Here is a 17366-nt window from a genome sequence, read left to right as displayed (position 1 = left end):
TCTACTTTTATCTGACTGATCGTTAGATTGTGCGCCCTATCCACGGCGCCTGTCTCTGTGAGCATAAATCGCCTAAGCGGCTTCTTTCCATGTGATCAGCAAAGCTCGGATTGTTGCCGGGCTTTGTAAGCGGTCGGTCAAAGCGCAGACCGTTCGGACTTGCACCGCAAGCTCAGGTCTTTTCGGCGCAACTTGTTCCGACGCTCGGGTCGATAGCGCACCGGAGCCATGAAGGCTCACTCGCCTACTCGACCGCGTTCGGATGCGGCGATGGGGTGCCGCAGTAGATCTTCGCTAGCAGCGGGCAGCCGGCATGATTACGACGATGGTCAAGCTTTCGCTTTGCCCTCGAAGTGAACGTGCCGGGGATTGCCACGCGGCCATGACAAGCCGGGCACCGCTTCTCGGAAGCGACGAACCTGATTGAGGCTTCGGCGAGACTGACTACGAGCCATTGCCCGTTGACCTTCACTTCGCATGGGCTTGGGACTGGCTGGGTCATGCACCGCTCTGACATGCGAGCCAGCTTCTCGCCTGGGCATTTCGAGCCGTTCAAGTCACAACCAGGGCGGCCGATCAGTCCAGAAAAACGCGGACGCCCTCGGTGTTCAGGATGCTCCGCTGGTCGGCACACCAGCGCTCGGGGCCGACCTCCGCGATTTCCTGTGCAAGGCGCTTGCCCTCATCGTCGACAGCGGTCTGAGCCTGCTTCTGCCCAAGGCTTTGATCGAGTGTAGGCCGTACGGTGCTAGATAAACCGTCCGACACCTTGTCGTCGATCGCATAGAACTGCCGGCAGTGGAGGACGATGCCAGCCTGTGCGCCGACGATGCGCACCAGCCCGTCGATCTTCTCGGCTCGCTGCCCGTCGTCGGTTGGCGCGGCCGTGCAAACGCCGGCCGTCAGGATCGTGGCGAAGGCGGCGAGGACATAACGCATTGGAGGAAAATAGCCGATTGAGTGCGCATGTCGAGATTGCTGCCGGAAACATGGCGGACCTTCGCCTTCAATAACTCGTTGGTCCGTCGAACCAAGGCAAACCGGAGAAAGTCGTGAGCTGGCAAGGTATGAAGACCGCACCACGGGACGGGCAACGGTTCGTTGCAGGCCTATGGATCGGTCAGGGTTCAGCCGCAAAATTCGAAATGCACATCATCCGCGCCGACATCCGCGGCGAGAGAGTTCACCCAGAGGATGATCGGGGATGGTCATGGAATGACTACACGCATTGGATGTTGCTGCCCGTGCCGGCCCGACCGGGAGGCTCAGATCGTCCGACCTCCGGCGGAAAAAGCCTGACCCCCCCCATGACGCATCGAGTTCATCCACTCGGCTGAGCATCAAGCGCGGGTTCTAAAAAACAACTGGAACGTGGTTGATCATCGGGACTTTGCTTCCCGGGAAACGTCATAGGAGCGATACGATGATCGACGCTGACACCCCGCAGCCTGGCGACGATCCGGCGCCGATCGGAGACCCATCGCCTGCACCGCAGGAGCCCGAAGGCGATCCACCGCCGAGCCCCGCGCCGGCACCGCAGATGGACGACGAGGCGGCGATCGAAGAGACCGAAGAGCAGCCGAGCTAGCTCTTTCAGCCTCAAAGGTTCCTATAGCGGTTGTCGAGACCGAATGCTCTCGCTAGAGGGCGCCATGGACAAGCTCGAAGCCCTCCTGGACCGCCTCAAGATCCGCCAGCGCGACCTCATCATGGACGCCGCTCAGTACGACACGATGCCCGCGGATAGCACCCTGAAGCGGATTGCGGAGTTGGAGAACGCAATCGCGGCGGTGGAAGCGGTCGCCGGTGAGGAAGCGGACAAGCAGCGGCGATAGCCTTCGGCAGGGTACCCGCCGGGTGCTGTTGTCAGGCCTCAGCGGGTCATAGGTACGGGTCACCAACGCGAGAAGTGCAGCGTAGCAGCGGTCGCCATCAGGGCAGCGCCAATCACAATCAACGTGGCAGCCAGAGGGTTCTGCGGCATTAGGAACTGGATCTCGACCACCATGGCTGCGCCAATGATGGCACCTCCAGCCACGATAAACGCGTCGCGGATTCTATCGGGCTGTCCGCGTCTGCGCATTGTTGTCTGCCTTCGCGGTACCGCTGGTATCCTACGCCGAAAACGGGAAGGGCGCGCCGGGTGACGGCACACCTTAGGTGCATTCGCCGAGACAGATCCGCACAGGGTCTGCCGCGTCATCGACCGAATGATTCTAGAGATTATGTTAAGAAGGTTGAAACGCTGGGAATGTGATTGGGAAGGAATGATCACATCCGCGCTTCTGTTCGCTGCTGGGATCGCAGCAGGGTGCTACTATCGTCTATGGGTAATCCTGTTCGCCTCGGGGTGCGTCGTTGCTGCGTACATCGCAACCTGCGTCATCCAATGGAGACTCGGCTGGCTGGAGTTCCTGATCCTCTTTGCTCATCTGAGCGCTCTGCAAGGCGGATTTCTTCTCGCGCAGTACCTTCGTCCGAGGATCTAGCAGCGCGGATCGGAGGGAATGGCGTCAGAACCAGACGATCTTGCCACAGACCAGGTAGATGGCGATCCAGAGTAGGACCGGCAGGAGGCACATGGCGACAACCAAGGATGGGCGCGGACGGCGCGATGGGTGTCCAGGTTGGTGATTGAGGGACATAGAGTGCCGATATCTAACAAGCCCGAGGAGATACCCAGGACAACCGCATAAGCTAAGCCGTTGGCCCGTGGTGCGGGTACGGATCAAAATGGGAGAAAGTTTCGCTCCAAACTTGAAGTCTCACGATCCTGTGAGGTTGATCCAAACGGCGTTTTTCCCGCCGTTGCAGGAGCGCTCGACAAGCATTTTGGTCAACTCGGCCTGCAATTCCTCGACGTGCGCGTGCATCTCGCCGGCATCCACGGCGGTCTCGACAAGGAGTTCCTGCGCCTCGGCGAGAGCCGCGCGCAGCTCAGCGTTCTCGGTCGCAAGCGCCAGGATCAGCGCCGCCGTCTCGTCGGTCATCCTTCGTCAACTTGTTCGGCAGATGCTGAACTACGCTGCATACGCGGCCAGCTGATCGCCCCCGATCCGCTGCGGCGGCCCTGCTATCCCACCCCACGGCAGGGCCGCCACCTACTTTTTAGCTGACCAGTCCCCCTTGGGCTCTCACGACTTGGTATCAGCCTGACTCCGCGTTGCAGAGCACGGCAAAGGCCTACTCCGCAGTACCCCACTCGTCCCTGGCTTCGGCGGTGGTCCTGTTTAACCGCACCTCACCGTTCTCGACAGCGTCGATCGAGTCGACATGGATGAAGTGGTGAACGCCTTCCGCCTCCGGGTCGGTACGGGTCAGTTTGATGCGCTGCCCGTCGAGATGATCGACTGTGCCGACGTGTCCACCGTCAGAACCGGAGACCGGCATGTGTTCCTGGATCTTCGTGATGTCGACCATGGCTGCGGCCCTCAAACTGCCTTGGCCTTGCTAGTTTTGCGCGGCGCAGCCTTCTGCGTCACCTCCGCATCTTCCTCGGCATCAGGCTGTTCAGACCCCTCGACATTGATGCTCTCGGCGATTTCCAAGAGCAGCGCGTCGGTCTTCTTCTCCTCCTGCAGGGTCTCGTCGAGGAGCTTCGCCGCGTCTGCGTAGCCAAGCTGGCTCGCCCAGGTCTTCAGGGTGCCATAACGGGCGATCTCGTAGTGCTCGACGGCCTGAGCGCAGGCAGCCAGAACCGCATCAGCCGCCGGAGTGTCACCGAAGTCCTCCAGGTCCTCCTCCATTTCGGAGGTCAGGCCCTGCATCGCCTCGCAGGTTTTGGCACGCGCCGGCTTGCTAATGATCTCGAACACCTGCTGCAGGCGATCGACCTGGTTGGCACTCTCCTCGGCGTGGGTCTCGAACGCCTGTTTCAGCTCGGCATGCTCGGCGGCCTTGGCCGACTTCTTGAGCGCTTTCACCGACTGCTTCTCGGCGTAGTAGACGTCCTTCAAGGTCTCGTAGAACGCATCATGCAGTGTCTTCGACTTGGTGGCCATGTGGCGGGTCTCCAGTTTGCGACGAGCCTCGATCAGGCGTCATTTCGCCGGCCAACGCCCCCATTCAGGATCGGGTCCCGTAGATATTTTTGGCCTGTGTAGGAACTGGGACAATCCGGTAGCGAACGGCTACGGCGCTGAAGCCGCCGGTGAGTTCGAAGAGCCGTAAGGCTGCGGAGCCGTCCTCACGCCCCCGTGACGGCAGCGACACGGTTCAGTAACCGGATCGCCACATGCCGATCACGGTGCAGCGGTAGACATCCCCGCTCCTGCAGTGAACCGGAGCACTTGCATGGTACTCGCCGACCTCGATAAGCGTGCCGAGTTGACCGTCTGGCCGTCCAACGGGTTAGCTCATACCGCACGCGGACAGGCGTTCTCCACCCTGCGCGAAGCCATCGCGGCAGCGGCTGAAAGCATCCAGGTTGACGACGCACAGCCTTGGATCCTCACTGAGGACGGCGACATCCTCTCGCCGCGTTGGATCATGGCAAACGCCGCTCCGCACCGCATGCAGTAGGCAGAGAAGTAGCAGGCCATAAGCCGGCGCCTGCAGTTCCTGTTCCCCGCAGCATCGACCTTCAAACGACCACCCGGCCCGAGGCGTCACGGGCACGACGCAGGGAACTGGCCCGCATCGACCTGTCGTCGTCTTCTCCCTGTGCCGGGCTGCCTGACGGCGTTCGCGACCGCCGCCGGCGCACATGCGTCGAGAGGCGTGTACTGTAGCAGTCATCAGCCGCTTCGCAGCATCGGTTCAAGGTGTCCGTTTTACATCAGGCTCGATGGTGAACTCGCTTGCGATCGTGTCGTAGACGCGTGTGAGCCACTCCTCCGCAGTCCGTGCCCGTTCCTCAGCCGCCTTCAATTTCTCGTCGGCCGCCTTCAGCAAGGCGTCGGCACGGCTCTGAATTTCAGCGGTGCGCGCCTCAGCAACTCGGACGCGCTCGGCGGCGTTGCGGACATCCTCGCGGACGCGATCGAGCACCTCCTGGACGCGCAGCTCCTGTTCTTGAGCCTGCGCCTCGACCTCGCGGGCGTGCTTGGCCGCATGCCGAACTCGCTCGATCAGCTTCGACCAGTCCTTTGATGAGGAGAGAGGCGTCGGCAGCGATCCGCCGCTGATGTCTTCAACGGGCGCAACAAGCCGAACCACTTTAGCCGGACTTGCCTTAAGGGCAGGATCTTCAACAGGAGCGTCTAAAGCTGACAAGCTCTGCCAAAGGTATTTTGTTGCCGTGTCCATGGCTCCACCCCTCTAAAAGCACTCGAGGCCTAATTTGAGCGAAGGCCTTCGGTTAACGACTTGGTTAGGCGCACTACCATTCAATCAACGTTTCAGCGATGGGCTTCTGGAAGCAAAATGAAAAGCGGAGAGGGTGTTTCTCAGACAGCACACTAGCCGCTTATACCCTACGCAAAGCAGCTTTAACAACTTGCGGTGTTTATAATGCAACATGAGTTCATTCAAAACCTGTTTCATCAATGGTGGCCATGGCGCGTTGTATTCTTTAAGCAATCGCGCTGCGAAGATCAGAGCTGTAAGCTTCTCGGCTGAGATGGGGTGTTTCACAACTTGAGCATATCTAACACGTGCAGCGAGCGCCGAGCCCAAGCGCCGGCGGCTTTCGCCGACAGGTCATCTTGCATCGTTACAACGGTCGATTTGTCGTCCATTTTCGTCTTTCCACGACACGGCTCAACCGGTCCTGCCTAGCTCTCGGATGTCAGACGCAGCTTTATCGCCTGCGCCATTCGTCAACTGTCGGCAGCCCTTCTGTCTTCTCCCGCCCTCTAAATTCACAGGGTAAGGTACAGGAGTATTCGTGCCCTGCGGGGATCTGCACCCACCCCCTGATTGACGCGGTGCGGCACCGCGCTCGGGGGATCGGGCGAGTCGCAGCCAAGCACACCACTCCCGCGACACGATGCAGACTACGTTGGTATCGCTACGGAAGCGAGCGAGGCGGCGTTCCTCGACGGTGAGGAGGCAGTGCCTTCGAGCCTCACGGATCGCGTTCCGCACCATCGTTTCGGATACGCCCGCAATCGCGGCGATGTGTCCGACGGCTAGACGACAGTCCCCCCGCTTCGCCACCTCCACTGCGATCACGGCGAGCACCGCCTGCTCGGCTAGGGTAAACCGTGCCGCAATGCCCGGTGGAAGCCGCCCGGAAGCTGCCCAGCGCCGTCGGCGGGCCATCGAGGCATCCGTGCACGGGCGAGAGCCGCTGCGGCGCCTGGGGGTTCCTAGAGGCTTTGGGGCGTGAGTTCCGGTATCAGCCTGCCGCGCCTCGATCAGCCCAGACAGTGCCTCGGTCTCGGCTTCGGACAGGTGGCCTTCGCCGAACGCCTTCCACATTGCGGAAGCGACGGCCGGCAACGCGGCGCGCGGGGCCACCTCCGCCTGTCGGCGGATCTCATAGGCGTAGTTCATCGCTCACAGCCCTGCTCGGGCCGCGTCAAAGCAGGAGGCGCAGCGGTAGCTGTCCCCGGCAAAAGGCAAAACACCATCGTCTCGGGAAACGATCCCGATTGACTCCCGGCGGGAGCTATGATGTCTGGGGAGTTGTAAGCGGTCTCCGCAGACCCATCGATTTCGACGGCCTCACCCTTGCCGGGGTGGGGCCGTTGGCGTTTTGGGCTTAGGTCTTTCTCGCGGCCTTGGTCCCTTGTTCTAGCCGGCTCACGACTCGCCACAGGGCGCGCCATAGCCGGACATGGCATGTCGGCTGGGTGACACCGTTAAGTCAACGTTGCGGAGTGGATCGTCACTGGCGTCGTTGAGAGCTGATGCAGCTGACATCGAGCATGGTACGAGAGCCGGCGTCCTGCCGCAGAGCTGCGTCGCACCCGAACGCGATCGGATCATCTAATGCGCCGCTTAGCCCTTATCGCTTATTACCTCGCTGTTTCCGTTACTACCATGGTAATGGCCCAACCGGCGGCCAAGTCGACCGCTCCGGCCGCTACACTTGATCCCGCAACGCTGAAGGCGGCTCGTGATGTTGTTGCGCAGATGCAGGGGGATCGGACGGCGCTGCTGAACGCGATGGCGACGCCGATGGTCGGCATGATGCAGCAGATTGGGGTCAAGCAGCAGGATCAGGCTCAAGCCCTGGTCCAGGAGGTCGTGCTTCCGACCCTCACGGCTCACTACGATGAGCTTCTCGATATCCAGGCCCGCGGCTTCGCTGCGGCCCTTGGCAAGGACGACCTGCAGGTAATCGCGACGTTCTACGCCACCCCGACCGGCAAGCGCCTAGTCGCTGCCCAGCCCCAGCTAGCGCAAGCGCAGCTCGTAGGAACGCAGCAGTGGATGCAGGCAGTGATGCCCGAGATGCAGGGTAAGCTGACCAAGGCGATTCAGACCCACGGATGGGGATCGACCGGACCGGCGAAGCCGCACTGACGGCACAACGGCAAGGTCGATTTCGCTGCCATGATCCGATCCGAGTTCGTCCAGTTCCTCGCCGCGCTGAACCCGCAACTCTACGCGTAGGATTGCGAGGCCGTGGTTGATGCCATCCTAGGCCGGCTCTCAGACGCCATCGCGGCAGGCGATCGTGTCGAGCTGCGTGGGTTCGGCTCCTTCACCGTCGTGGAGGCACAGGCGCGGGTGGGGCGCAATCCGCGATCCGGCGCGCCCTTCTCTGTCGAGGCGAAGTCGAAGCTGGTCTTCAAGACCGGTAAAGAGATGCGAGACCGGCTCAACCCAGAGGCGGAGGTGCCGTGAGTGATGACCCCTTCCACGAAGCAGTCGAAGCCCTCCGTGCGATCGGTCGGACGGTGGAGCCGACCGGCGGCGACCTCGGGCTGTGGCTGGTCGACGGCCACGAGTGCACCGACGGCGAGCTGATCGCGTTGGTGCGGCTCTTCGGCTTGGTTGAGGGACCGGAGCGGATGCAGTGAGCAGCGTTCCTAGGTACCTGCGCAATCCGCGCCGTTGGTACGACGCCGATGGCATTGAGCAGCCGCCGGCCACCATCGCGAACAGCAAGGCTAACGGCGCGCGCGGGCTGCTGATCCACTGCGAGTGCGGACACGCTGGTGCGATGCCGTTCGACGGCCTGCCGGACGATCTGCCGGTACCCGATGTCGCGCTGCGGCTGATGTGCCCGGCCTGCAGACGAAAGGACCGGATCAGCACGCGGCCGAACTTAGCGGGTGCACACACCGGCGCCGGGCCGAAGCTGCGGTCGGTAGAGTAGCGCAGCCGGCGGCTGTCAGCCGCGTTGGGCCCTCCGGCCCGGGCCCCTATCCCCGCCGGCCCACATCCGGCGAGACCCATGGCATCACCTGCACCGATCCGACCTGCTTCTGCCTTGACCTTCCCATCGTTGGAACGCTTAGGCCTGATTTGTATAGGTTAAGTTCGCACGGGGGAGATAGGTATGCGGCACATCGTTTGGTTGGCAGGGGCGGCGTTCGCGACGGCAATGGCCGGAAACGCGATAGCCCAAAGCCATCACCCTATGCACATGCAGATGGATCGCGCTGGCAAGGGCAACGCCGCTGACACGCCTGCTACGCGAGAGTTCAAAGCGTCACATGAGCAGATGATGAAGAATATGGCTGTACCCTACACGGGTGACGCCGATGTGGATTTCCGCCTGCAGATGATCCCCCACCATCAAGGCGCAATCGATATGGCAAAGGTCGCGATGCGCCGCGCAAAGGATCCCTGGAGCCGTCAGCTCGCCGAGTCGATCATCGTGGAACAGCAGCGCGAGATTGTACAAATGCAGGGATGGCTTCAAAGCCATGGCGTGGCGACCGCCTCCAGCCGCGGCCCGACCCACATCATTGGCCCGAACTCGTTTCGAAGCCTGTCGCCGGAGGCTGGTACTCGTACCGAGGCTGCGGGAGCCACTTGGGTACCGGGGTCCGGCGTTCAATAGCAATCAGCGTCCACAATTCACCGGGATCGCCATACGCTTGCGTCATATTGTTTTTTGTTACATAAAGCCATGGGAACAGTTGGGCTTGCGCGCCCTTTACTCTATATCGCCAGCCGTTTCTGGGCGCTGGCGGCTGCGAGCGCTTTACGCTCCTGCCTATTCTCGCGGAGCGTGCGATGCCTCACTACCACTTCAATGTCGATGATGGCGCCCGCACCTCGGACCATGAGGGCATGTTCCTCGCAGATATTGGAGCGGCCCGTCGGCAGGCTGTAACGATCGCTGGGGCCTTGTTAGAAGCCGACGCTGATCGGCAGCGCGATGGCAGGCCGTGGCTGATGTCAGTCACGAACCAAGCGAGCGAGGAACTTTTCCGGCTCGACTTCAAACTCACTACCAACGCCCTTGGTGTATTTGTTCCATAAGTCAGAAAAACCCGCCGCGGCCGAAGCCGAGCGGGCTGATCTGACGAGTTCCCCGCGGATGAACCCCGCTAGAGGTAGGCCCGTCCCCGATCTGATCACGGGGCGACGGGTGCTTCGTGCATCTCACGAGCGAATCGGTCCTGAGCCCGGCTTGCCTGCACGGTGCCTCCGGTCTGTTACCAGCGAATCAACGATCCACCACCGGTCAGTCCCAAGACAAATCCGATCGCTTCTTATGCCGCGGGATCGTGTTCGTTTTGGCGTGGTTAACCCAGCAGATCTTCAGCGCGGAGTCATCGCCATGGCCCAGACCCGGCATCTGAATTTTTACTCTGACCCAGTCGAAGAGGGCGCGCAGGCTCGTATCCATGGCAGGCCGAAGGATGCTTGCCCCTATCCTCATAACAGCGAGGAGCGCGTATCCTGGCTGGAAGGCTATGACGGTACGCCACGCGATGATGCTCCCGATTGGCATCTGGGGTCAGCGATCCGGGCGCCGTAGAGAAACCCAAATAATCATGGTCTTAGAAGCTCAGTCCGCGCAGCATCCTGATGCAATTGCAGGCAGGGTACTCCTAATGTCTAATCTGAGATATCTATCGCCTGCTGAGCAAGAAGCATTCCATCGGGCAGTACGTTCCTGCTTCGCAGCTAGGGCGCTGGAAGCCGCTAACGAAAATCGAGAGATTGACCCAGCCTGGGTGTGAAAGACGCTCTTAGACTAGTATAATTGTGTTCGGACGATTGTGCTTCAGGGCTGTGCCTTTACCAATGGGGCATTAAGCCTGCGTACCCGCTTGATACGACCCACCCAAGCTGATCCCTTTCGACGACACCGGGCGCGTGGCGAACGAGGCTGCAGCGTAGGGTTTCCGCGAAAGGTCGTGGAGTGCATCCCCGACAAGGCCCGGCAAGCGTTGCAGCATCTGCCGCTCACAAGCCGCAGCGATGCGGATACCAAGCTCGTGGGTATGACTGCGGCTGTAGAGGTAGACCGCAACCCGCGCGCGGGTCGCCTCGCGGATGCCTTCCAAGAGGCTGGGCAGCATCTTGGCTTCGGACGCGATGATCCACCCCTGCACCTCTGAGGCGACGGGGCAGTCTGCAGCCGGATCATCGATGGTGATCGGGTACGCTCGGTTCACGACGGCACCTGCGGCTAGATGCGAGCACGGTGACGGCAGGCGGTTAACGAAAGATGTCGAACCCTACCGCTGCCCTAGAAATCAGTGCGAGGCACCAGCCGAGATTAATTCGTCGGTGATGTACTGACCGGTTTCAGTGTCTCGCACGGAAACCTTGCAGCTTTACAGCTCTAAGCGCCTGAGATCATCCAGCGTGAGGTAAGCGCCTGTCTCAGGATCGTAAAGCCCATTGCCGGCGTACCCGGGATAAGGCGAAGGAGTTTCGATTTTTTGGCGGCCATCGCCGGCTGCTCCGGATATGAACCGGACAGGTCGCGTCCAGTCCTTTCTGGAGCGATTTCAGAGTGCATGCTTGCTGACAACCAAACGGGCTAACGCTCCGCCTTTCGCTGAACGATCATGCCGTACCAGCCTAGGCCAAGGTAGGTCTCATAACCTGGCGTCCGGTGGAAAGCTGTAACGGTGCCCGTCTGGCTGTCTCGGACAATTCCGTTGGTTTGGCCCTTCAGATCCAGCGGTAGCACTTCGGTGAGGACACCTTGGCCGTCAGACGCTGCAAGGACACGGCGGTTGGTATCGACGAGCAGGACGCGGGTTCTTGCACGGTCCGCCGGAGCGACGCGCACCCCTTCCACGATTGCACGGGCCTGGGGCTCCCAGTCGAAGTGGATGCCGAGCACGCCAAGCACCGGCCCATGCGCTCGGCCGCCTTCACGCACGCCGGCCGCGTAGGTGGCGACCTGAGCCCCACCGAGGCGGTTCTCACGGCGTACGTTCGCGCTGACGTAGTCGTCACCACTGCGCAGCGCGATGGCGTTCTGAAACCAAGGCTCGCCGGCTACGCTCTGACCGCACACACCCGGGTATCGATCGGGTCTGCCATTAGCGATGACGACGCCGTTCCGGTCGCAAAGCCAGAGATCGAGGTAGACGGTATAGGCTGACAGGATGACGCCCAGGCGTTCGCAGGCGTAGGCGGCGGATGCCTCACCCGGGCTTGCCGCGCAATCGACGACGGCGGCATCGGTCGCCCACCAGCGCACGTCGCAGGTCCGCTCATAGAGGTTCCGGTCGATCAGTTCGACGGCGTTCAAAGCCAGGTCGGTTAGGCGCTCGGCCTCGGCCTTCTGCGCCATACCTTCGACGGCCTCCTGCAGCATGCCGATCCGCCCCGACAAGTGAGCCTCGAGTTCACGAGCCACACCATCGATCTCAGCCCCAATTGACCGAACTTCCTGCGCAACGACGGAAAAGCCCCGTCCTTGTTCACCAGCACGTGCAGCCTCGATGAGCGCGTTGAGCGCGAGGATCCTAACCTGCGCGGTGATCTGCTGGATCCGGCGCGTCTTGTCGCCGGCGATCTGATTGACCTCGGAAGTGAGGCTCGCAATCGCTGCCAATGTGGGATCGAGACTAGCCGAGACGCCACCTGTCGTCGGACCAGATCCTACAACTTTAGGATGCGTGTTCATCGGATTATCAACTTTCGCGGCTGCATTTAGAATGCAGGGCTATGGTTAATAAGTTCTGACAATCGAAAACAGGTTTGGGCGCGTTATCGCGTTGGCGTTATTGGATCGTCGGCAGGAGGTGATAGCTGTGAATTGATAGAGGTTTGCTTAGCCTTCTAAGGTTGACCCCTTCCATTCCCGGAACCAGTGTCGGGCCCCATTTTTGAGAATCATATCGGGGGCGGTTCATGAAAATGGCCCCGCAAGCCAAAACCTGCAGGGCCATCAAATTGCGGCGTTGGTGTCTGGCCGGAGCTTCAGCAGTCGTTGCTGCCCGGCTTCACCACCTGACCCTCAGCGGGCTTCTTTTCACCATTCACAGGCTTGGTGCCGGCGCCAACGTTGTTCAGCGCGCCAACCGTTCCGGGAGACTCGGCCTTGGCGCCGGGGGTCGTCTTGGCAGTCGTGGTGCCGTCGGTCATCGAGCTCTTGTCGGCCGAGGACGACTTGCCTTCCATGTTGGTGGTGGTTCCCACTGCGCACGGGGCGGCGAAGGAGGCGCCGGCCGTCAGCATCAGAATGGCGGCTGCGCCTGAAAGGGTTGCAAGCTTGGTCATGTTTCCTCCGATCGTATTGCCGGAAGGAAGCCCATCTCAGCACGATGGTTCCGGACCTGCGCCACTAGCTGTGCAGTCCCGAGGTGAGATGGGTTGGATCGTATCTGAAGCGGTCTGGATTGTCTGCCCAGGCCCGGCAGATCGCTTCATACGGAGTGAGGCCGCGTAGGGTCTTGAGCCGCCGAGCGAAGTTGTAGGCATCCAGGAAGGCGGCGAGGTGTTCCCGCAGCTGATCGTGGGTGTCGTAATGGTAGCGCTTGACCGTCGCCTCCTTGAGGGTCCGGTTCATGCGCTCGACCTGGCCATTGGTCCACGGGTGGTTTGGCTTGGTGAGCCGATGCTCGATGTCGTGTGCCCGGCAGATCTGGTCGAAGTGGTTGACGCGGTACGGGGCGGTCGGGCCGCGACGGTTCTTGGGCAGCTCGGCGAACTGGATGCCGTTGTCGGTCAGGATGATGTGCAGGCGGTAAGGACAGGCCTCGATGAGTGCCTCCAGGAAAGCGCAGGCCACGGGTCGATCAGCGCGTTCGTGCAGCTGGGCAAAGGCGTATTTGGACGTCCTGTCGATGGCCACCCAGAGGTACAGCTTGCCTTCGCCGGTGCGGACCTCCGCGATGTCGATGTGGAAGAAGCCGATCGGGTAGCCCTTGAACGCTTGCTTGCCGGGCTTATCGCCGCCGACCTCGGGTAACCGGCTGATTCCATGGCGTTGCAGGCAGCGATGCAGCGACGAGCGGGTCAGGTGCGGGATGGTGGCCTGCAGCGCGTAGAGGCAGTCGTCGAGCGGCAAGAGGGTGTGCCGGCGGAAGGCGACGATCACCGCCTCTTCCTCGGTCGTGAGCACGGTAGAGTGCGGCGTCTTCGTCCCATCGCCGCGTCATGAACGAAGGCTCGCTTACGCCACTTCGCGACTGTCTTGGGGTTCAGTCCGTGCTGGGCGGCAAGATCTTTGAGCGGAGCTTTTGATCGCTGTAGCGCTGCTCTGACCGCGTGCGTGGTCGTGGCGCAGTCGTGAAGAACCTGTCCCATAACGCCTCCCGGAATGCAGCGACCTCAGCGAAACTGATGCCACCACACCTCGGGACTGCACAGCTAGGGTTCTTTCCGCCCTTGGAAGGGTCGAAGCAGCCAGGCCATCCCCTTCACCTCAGCTTGCTCGACCTCCTCTGCAGCCGCCATCCGGCCTGTGTCTTTGTCGATCTCGTGAACGATCTGCATCAGTAAGGCCGGTAGCGGGATGCTGTGCTCGTCGAGCAGGAGAGCGGCATCCAAAAGCGCTCGGATATGCTGGTCAAGAATTGGCCGACTCATGATTTGTGCGTCCAGCACCTGATCGGCGAGGAGGCCGGCGAGGCGGGAGACCTCAGATAGGCGCTCAGGCGAGGAGGTCATGTCTCACGATCCCAAAGCCGGGTAGCGGTCCTACCAATCATAGAGCATCATTCTCGGTACAGGCCTGCAATGCGATGCGACCGGCTTCAGTGATCTCCCACTCCCGCGACCCATCAGCGGCAGTGGCCCCAGTTAACACCGCGTACCCACGCTTTTCGAGCTGAACGAGCCTGTGCATCGAGGTGCTGTAGAACCGCGGCCCTTGGGTCAGAAGGGTCAGGGTGTAGTGCAGGCTCGGAATTAGCTTGTCCTTCCGGGCTGGTCCCCTCACGGTGCCCTCCGCTCCCGGAACCGGATGCCGGCGCCGACCCCGTTCTTCGGCTGACAGTTCCGGCCGTCTAGCGGAGAACGCGGAACGCTGTTGGTCCGTCTCCACTCCGCCAGCGCCTCAGCAACGCTCTTCACTCCAGACGTAGGAGCTTCGAGAGCGTCAATCCACCCGTCTAGATCCTGACGGTCAAATCGCTCCAGGCGCTTGTCGCCAAAATCAATTGGATCAACCAAACACCGAGTTCCGAAGGCTGACACTGACAAGCCGCAATAGGACGCCGCCTGTGCACGGGCCAGAAGCCGAGCGGCGGGGAGGGGCACACCACGCTCTCTCAATGCTCGCCTCGCGTCCCATCCTTCCGCTCCCGGAAGCGGATGCCAGCGCCCCCGCCGTTCTCGGTAATGAACTCTAGACCCTTACCTTCGAACGCGCGCTGGATAGCTGCGATCGTAGGGCCATGGGCCGATAGAGCGCCGGGCGCAGCTTCCAGACGTTTAATCGTCGGAAGCGATACCCCCGACGCCTCGGCAAGGCGTTCGCTAATGCAGCGCCCTCAGCCCTTCTTCTGGTAAGTGTCGATGGCGTTCCGGCATCCAGGCGAGAGCTTGGACATGTTCCTGTTGAAGCAGGCACGCGTCTCAGGGCCGTCCTCAGGCGGCAAACCGGTGCATAAGGTCGCGAAATCGCCAGCGCAGAGCAGCTGCATGGCGGCCTTATCCTCGGGGGACACCGGAGCGGCCATGGTCGTGCTCGCTGCGAACGCGGCAAGCACGATGCCGATCCCAAAACGTACCAACATCAGGTTCTCCCGAGACACCCGGTGATCCGGGTCTGAGGCGAGAACCACACCAGATGCCCCATGGTTGCGCTCGGGGAGCGCTTGCTCCATTCAAGACCGCCGTCGGGCGCCGGTTCCTCTACGCCGATCCAACGACCTCGTGCGTATCAGGATGCAGCGGTTTGAGCCTGCGCGAGCCAAGCCCACGCGGCCGGCTCGTCCTCAAGGTCGAAGGTCTTAGTCTCCACCGGCATGATCATCCCCGAGAGGTTGATCATCGCCTTCGCCATGGTCGGTGCACCGACGACGACGTAGCGCTGGATATGCGCCACTGAGCGTGCCTTCACGCTCGCCGCATAGCCGTCGAAGGTCGCTCCCAGATCCGAGCCTTCGTAGTTCGACATGATGATGAGCATGTCGATCTTCCCGTGCGCCTGCATGGCTGCATCGGTCACGGAGGACATCCACTCGATGTCGGGCTTGGTGATCTTATCCTTGATCTCAAAGGCGAGAAGGTCGGGACGCGGTGCCTCACGCTGGATGACTGAGCCGTCCGGTGCTGCGTTCATGCGTTCCTCCCAGGTTCGACGCGGCCTGCAAACGGATGGAACGGCACGATGACCCATTTTGATCCAGAACGATGAGACCACGCCCCTGGCACGGGTTGTGGAACGTTCGGGGACGCGGGAAGTAGCCCTCAGCCATCATACGGCAAGGGAACCAGCCACCATGTTCATGAAGATCGACAAGCTGCTGACCGATCTGCCGGAGGCGAAGAAGCCCGAGCCGAACGCAGCGGCCGCCCTACAGGAACTGCTCGGCGGCAAGTACGGTGAGATGTCCACACTCGGGAACTACATGTTCCAGAGCTTCAACTTCCGCAACAAGACCAAGCTACGGCCATTCTACAGCCTCGTATCGAGCATTTTTGCCGAAGAACTCGGGCACGTTGAGCTGGTCTCGACCGGCATCTCAATGCTGAACAATGGTCCGGGCAATCCGACGAAAGACGTGGACATATCCAAGGCACCCTTCGCTGATATGAAGGACGTGCGGCTGGCCGGCAGCTTCCTGTCGAACGGCGGTGGCGCGATGCCGATGAACGCGAACGCTGCTTCGTGGAACATGAATATGGTCACCACGACCGGAAACTTGATCATCGACCTACTGCACAACTTCCACTTGGAATGCGGTGCCCGCATCCACAAGCTGCGCGTCTATGAGACGATGACCGAGCCGACGGGCCGCGAGGTCTGCGGCTACCTGCTAGTGCGTGGGTCGCTGCACGCCCACGCCTACGCCCTGGCGATCAAGAAGCTGACTGGCGTCGAGCTTGAGAAGATGCTCCCAACCCCGAATATCGACCTCTCTCGCATCCCTGAGTGTCAGAAGTACCTCGACGAGGGCAAACACCGCCGGCTCTACACCTTCAGCCCGGACGACTACGCCGAGGCCGCGGGGGTCTGGTCGAACGACGAGGTCGCGCTGCCGGGCGACCCGCCGGGCAACCTCGAAGTCGTTGACGGAGCGCCTGAGGGCGGCAAGATCCCGGAACTCGACGGCAACTACGGCGCCTTCGCGCCGGATTACGCCCCTGAGGAAATCTTCGAGATCGCGAGCAAGCTCTACCAGAAGGGCCGCTGAGCCTACGAACCGCCCAGCGTGGTGTAGATCACGCTGGGCAACACACGTTCACTCTTGCTGGCCCTTCGTCTGTGCGGCCTCCTGCAAAAAGGGCATGAATGGCTTGTACTTAATCAGCAGATAGATCCGCGATCATAAATCGCTGCACTTTCATCAACGTAGCGCGCATATCTAAGCTCAAGAAACATCAAAGATGCGGGTCGTCCGCTGCCTCAAGCCGTCTCGATGCAATGGCGTCCTGAAAAGTTTTATAGTCCTCAGCGTTTCGATTGCCGTAGGCAGCAGACCAATCAGCTACGGCTTCCCGTAGGTCAACACGGCCATCATGCCCGCAGTAGCCTGTAATTGCTGCGGCATCCCCTGTCCGCGCATGAGCCTTGGCCAACAGAGCCCCATAGGCGTGGCAAAAGTAGAGGAGAGATCGACCTGTCATGCGAGAGACCGGGATCTCGCCCTTCATGTTCTTCATCTGCCGCACGTAGAACGGGCGGTCGGCGATCGTGGTCCAGCCGAGCAGCGGGTCGCCGACGCCCTGGAGCAGGCGCTGGCCGTAAATCACCCGCTCGCCCTCGTGGCTGGCATAGGGCTCCGGCATGCCGGGCAGGTAGGGGGCATGGGCCGGGCGCACCGCCTCCTTCACCTGCAGGAAGAGCACGTCCTGGTCCGAGTTGCCGCAGAGCAGCGCCACGTAGGCGCGGGTCCCGACGCTGCCGACCCCGACGACGCGGTGGGCGACGTCGA

23 protein-coding genes and 2 pseudogenes are annotated in these 17366 nt (G+C 61.4%); 11 read left to right on the top strand and 14 right to left on the bottom strand.

The features are described from left to right. Positions 1-576: 576 nt before the first annotated feature. Positions 577-939 (bottom strand): hypothetical protein, encoded by a 363-nt coding sequence (locus FV223_RS06230; RefSeq protein ID WP_147725988.1) that lies wholly within the window; start codon positions 937-939, stop codon positions 577-579. Between the two features lie 484 nt (positions 940-1423). Here FV223_RS06230 and FV223_RS30145 point away from each other — a divergent pair, with 484 nt between their 5' ends. Together FV223_RS30145 and FV223_RS06225 are read left to right on the top strand one after the other, a co-directional pair. Next, the gene (locus FV223_RS30145; protein WP_187274943.1) at positions 1424-1588 is read left to right on the top strand and encodes a hypothetical protein; all 165 of its coding nucleotides are present in this window, start codon (positions 1424-1426) and stop codon (positions 1586-1588) included. A gap of 64 nt (positions 1589-1652) precedes the next feature. Further along, a complete protein-coding gene (locus FV223_RS06225) occupies positions 1653-1835 on the top strand; it encodes a hypothetical protein (protein WP_147725987.1) in 183 nt (60 codons plus the stop codon). 930 nt (positions 1836-2765) lie between these two features. On the opposite strand, the gene FV223_RS06220 is transcribed toward FV223_RS06225, so the two are convergent. From FV223_RS06220 to FV223_RS06210, 3 genes are all read right to left on the bottom strand, one after another. Further along, positions 2766-2990, bottom strand: coding sequence for a hypothetical protein (locus tag FV223_RS06220; RefSeq protein ID WP_147725986.1), 225 nt, complete (start codon positions 2988-2990; stop codon positions 2766-2768). A 193-nt stretch (positions 2991-3183) separates the two neighbouring features. Then, on the bottom strand, positions 3184-3420 hold the full coding sequence (locus FV223_RS06215; RefSeq protein ID WP_147725985.1) for a DUF2171 domain-containing protein: 237 nt from the start codon (positions 3418-3420) through the stop codon (positions 3184-3186). An 11-nt stretch (positions 3421-3431) separates the two neighbouring features. Beyond that, positions 3432-4001 carry a ferritin-like domain-containing protein gene (locus FV223_RS06210; RefSeq protein WP_147725984.1) on the bottom strand — a complete coding sequence of 190 codons (570 nt, stop codon included), beginning with the start codon at positions 3999-4001 and terminating at the stop codon, positions 3432-3434. Between the two features lie 292 nt (positions 4002-4293). Here FV223_RS06210 and FV223_RS06205 point away from each other — a divergent pair, with 292 nt between their 5' ends. Then, on the top strand, positions 4294-4521 hold the full coding sequence (locus FV223_RS06205) for a hypothetical protein (RefSeq protein ID WP_147725983.1): 228 nt from the start codon (positions 4294-4296) through the stop codon (positions 4519-4521). A gap of 237 nt (positions 4522-4758) precedes the next feature. Here the strand turns inward: FV223_RS06205 and FV223_RS06200 are convergent, their stop codons facing one another. Both FV223_RS06200 and FV223_RS31570 read right to left on the bottom strand, forming a co-directional pair. Further along, entirely contained in the window at positions 4759-5247 is a 489-nt protein-coding gene (locus FV223_RS06200; RefSeq protein ID WP_147725982.1) for a hypothetical protein, read from the bottom strand. Positions 5248-5700: 453 nt separating this feature from the next. Then, positions 5701-6438, bottom strand: a complete 738-nt coding sequence (locus FV223_RS31570; protein ID WP_147725980.1) for a helix-turn-helix domain-containing protein — start codon at positions 6436-6438, stop codon at positions 5701-5703. 438 nt (positions 6439-6876) lie between these two features. Here FV223_RS31570 and FV223_RS06185 point away from each other — a divergent pair, with 438 nt between their 5' ends. From FV223_RS06185 to FV223_RS32545, 7 genes and pseudogenes are all read left to right on the top strand, one after another. Beyond that, positions 6877-7413: a DUF2059 domain-containing protein gene (locus tag FV223_RS06185; RefSeq protein ID WP_246686667.1), complete on the top strand. Its 537-nt coding sequence runs from the start codon at positions 6877-6879 to the stop codon at positions 7411-7413. A 30-nt stretch (positions 7414-7443) separates the two neighbouring features. Continuing rightward, positions 7444-7737, top strand: a pseudogene (locus tag FV223_RS06180) (HU family DNA-binding protein). Further along, positions 7734-7913 carry a hypothetical protein gene (locus FV223_RS06175; RefSeq protein WP_147725979.1) on the top strand — a complete coding sequence of 60 codons (180 nt, stop codon included), beginning with the start codon at positions 7734-7736 and terminating at the stop codon, positions 7911-7913. Before FV223_RS06180 ends, FV223_RS06175 begins: the two are co-directional and overlap by 4 nt. Then, positions 7910-8212: a hypothetical protein gene (locus FV223_RS06170; protein ID WP_147725978.1), complete on the top strand. Its 303-nt coding sequence runs from the start codon at positions 7910-7912 to the stop codon at positions 8210-8212. Before FV223_RS06175 ends, FV223_RS06170 begins: the two co-directional genes overlap by 4 nt. Positions 8213-8395: 183 nt before the next feature. Next, the gene (locus tag FV223_RS06165) at positions 8396-8902 is read left to right on the top strand and encodes a DUF305 domain-containing protein (protein WP_147725977.1); all 507 of its coding nucleotides are present in this window, start codon (positions 8396-8398) and stop codon (positions 8900-8902) included. A 176-nt stretch (positions 8903-9078) separates the two neighbouring features. Then, positions 9079-9327 carry a hypothetical protein gene (locus FV223_RS06160; RefSeq protein WP_147725976.1) on the top strand — a complete coding sequence of 83 codons (249 nt, stop codon included), beginning with the start codon at positions 9079-9081 and terminating at the stop codon, positions 9325-9327. A gap of 58 nt (positions 9328-9385) precedes the next feature. After that, positions 9386-9829, top strand: a complete 444-nt coding sequence (locus FV223_RS32545) for an Rmf/CrpP family protein (protein WP_348643790.1) — start codon at positions 9386-9388, stop codon at positions 9827-9829. Between the two features lie 277 nt (positions 9830-10106). On the opposite strand, the gene FV223_RS06150 is transcribed toward FV223_RS32545, so the two are convergent. The 7 genes and pseudogenes from FV223_RS06150 to FV223_RS06110 all read right to left on the bottom strand — a co-directional run bounded on the left by FV223_RS06150 (position 10107) and on the right by FV223_RS06110 (position 15550). After that, positions 10107-10472: a hypothetical protein gene (locus tag FV223_RS06150; protein WP_147725974.1), complete on the bottom strand. Its 366-nt coding sequence runs from the start codon at positions 10470-10472 to the stop codon at positions 10107-10109. A gap of 371 nt (positions 10473-10843) precedes the next feature. Next, positions 10844-11872, bottom strand: a complete 1029-nt coding sequence (locus FV223_RS32375; RefSeq protein WP_348642521.1) for a methyl-accepting chemotaxis protein — start codon at positions 11870-11872, stop codon at positions 10844-10846. Between the two features lie 368 nt (positions 11873-12240). Further along, positions 12241-12540: a hypothetical protein gene (locus tag FV223_RS06140; RefSeq protein ID WP_147725972.1), complete on the bottom strand. Its 300-nt coding sequence runs from the start codon at positions 12538-12540 to the stop codon at positions 12241-12243. 64 nt (positions 12541-12604) lie between these two features. After that, positions 12605-13569 (bottom strand): annotated as a pseudogene (locus FV223_RS06135) (IS481 family transposase). A gap of 63 nt (positions 13570-13632) precedes the next feature. Next, positions 13633-13932: a hypothetical protein gene (locus tag FV223_RS06130; protein ID WP_147725971.1), complete on the bottom strand. Its 300-nt coding sequence runs from the start codon at positions 13930-13932 to the stop codon at positions 13633-13635. 824 nt (positions 13933-14756) lie between these two features. Further along, positions 14757-15092 (bottom strand): hypothetical protein, encoded by a 336-nt coding sequence (locus FV223_RS06115; protein ID WP_246689617.1) that lies wholly within the window; start codon positions 15090-15092, stop codon positions 14757-14759. Between the two features lie 56 nt (positions 15093-15148). Continuing rightward, the gene (locus tag FV223_RS06110; RefSeq protein ID WP_187275410.1) at positions 15149-15550 is read right to left on the bottom strand and encodes an STAS/SEC14 domain-containing protein; all 402 of its coding nucleotides are present in this window, start codon (positions 15548-15550) and stop codon (positions 15149-15151) included. 160 nt (positions 15551-15710) lie between these two features. On the opposite strand from FV223_RS06110, the gene FV223_RS06105 reads away from it, so the two are divergent. Next, positions 15711-16625 (top strand): manganese catalase family protein, encoded by a 915-nt coding sequence (locus FV223_RS06105; protein ID WP_147725969.1) that lies wholly within the window; start codon positions 15711-15713, stop codon positions 16623-16625. Between the two features lie 187 nt (positions 16626-16812). Here the strand turns inward: FV223_RS06105 and FV223_RS06100 are convergent. After that, positions 16813-17366 (bottom strand): DUF2252 family protein (locus FV223_RS06100; protein ID WP_147725968.1); only part of this gene is annotated, 554 nt, incomplete at its 5' end.

This window comes from Methylobacterium sp. WL116, assembly GCF_008039455.1.
Lineage (GTDB): Bacteria > Pseudomonadota > Alphaproteobacteria > Rhizobiales > Beijerinckiaceae > Methylobacterium.
This window is presented reverse-complemented; position numbering and strand designations above follow the sequence as displayed.

Bases quoted from the DNA above. Each gene is read 5' to 3' on its own strand.
- FV223_RS06130 (WP_147725971.1), bottom strand. From the start codon at position 13,932: ATGACCTCCTCGCCTGAGCGCCTATCTGAGGTCTCCCGCCTCGCCGGC.
- FV223_RS06220 (WP_147725986.1), bottom strand. From the start codon at position 2,990: ATGACCGACGAGACGGCGGCGCTGATCCTGGCGCTTGCGACCGAGAAC.
- FV223_RS06140 (WP_147725972.1), bottom strand. From the start codon at position 12,540: ATGACCAAGCTTGCAACCCTTTCAGGCGCAGCCGCCATTCTGATGCTG.
- FV223_RS31570 (WP_147725980.1), bottom strand. From the start codon at position 6,438: ATGAACTACGCCTATGAGATCCGCCGACAGGCGGAGGTGGCCCCGCGC.
- FV223_RS06185 (WP_246686667.1), top strand. From the start codon at position 6,877: ATGCGCCGCTTAGCCCTTATCGCTTATTACCTCGCTGTTTCCGTTACT.
- FV223_RS06110 (WP_187275410.1), bottom strand. From the start codon at position 15,550: ATGAACGCAGCACCGGACGGCTCAGTCATCCAGCGTGAGGCACCGCGT.
- FV223_RS06205 (WP_147725983.1), top strand. From the start codon at position 4,294: ATGGTACTCGCCGACCTCGATAAGCGTGCCGAGTTGACCGTCTGGCCG.
- FV223_RS06200 (WP_147725982.1), bottom strand. From the start codon at position 5,247: ATGGACACGGCAACAAAATACCTTTGGCAGAGCTTGTCAGCTTTAGAC.
- FV223_RS06115 (WP_246689617.1), bottom strand. From the start codon at position 15,092: ATGGAGCAAGCGCTCCCCGAGCGCAACCATGGGGCATCTGGTGTGGTT.
- FV223_RS06105 (WP_147725969.1), top strand. From the start codon at position 15,711: ATGTTCATGAAGATCGACAAGCTGCTGACCGATCTGCCGGAGGCGAAG.
- FV223_RS06215 (WP_147725985.1), bottom strand. From the start codon at position 3,420: ATGGTCGACATCACGAAGATCCAGGAACACATGCCGGTCTCCGGTTCT.
- FV223_RS06210 (WP_147725984.1), bottom strand. From the start codon at position 4,001: ATGGCCACCAAGTCGAAGACACTGCATGATGCGTTCTACGAGACCTTG.
- FV223_RS06165 (WP_147725977.1), top strand. From the start codon at position 8,396: ATGCGGCACATCGTTTGGTTGGCAGGGGCGGCGTTCGCGACGGCAATG.
- FV223_RS30145 (WP_187274943.1), top strand. From the start codon at position 1,424: ATGATCGACGCTGACACCCCGCAGCCTGGCGACGATCCGGCGCCGATC.
- FV223_RS32545 (WP_348643790.1), top strand. From the start codon at position 9,386: ATGAACCCCGCTAGAGGTAGGCCCGTCCCCGATCTGATCACGGGGCGA.
- FV223_RS06225 (WP_147725987.1), top strand. From the start codon at position 1,653: ATGGACAAGCTCGAAGCCCTCCTGGACCGCCTCAAGATCCGCCAGCGC.
- FV223_RS06230 (WP_147725988.1), bottom strand. From the start codon at position 939: ATGCGTTATGTCCTCGCCGCCTTCGCCACGATCCTGACGGCCGGCGTT.
- FV223_RS06160 (WP_147725976.1), top strand. From the start codon at position 9,079: ATGCCTCACTACCACTTCAATGTCGATGATGGCGCCCGCACCTCGGAC.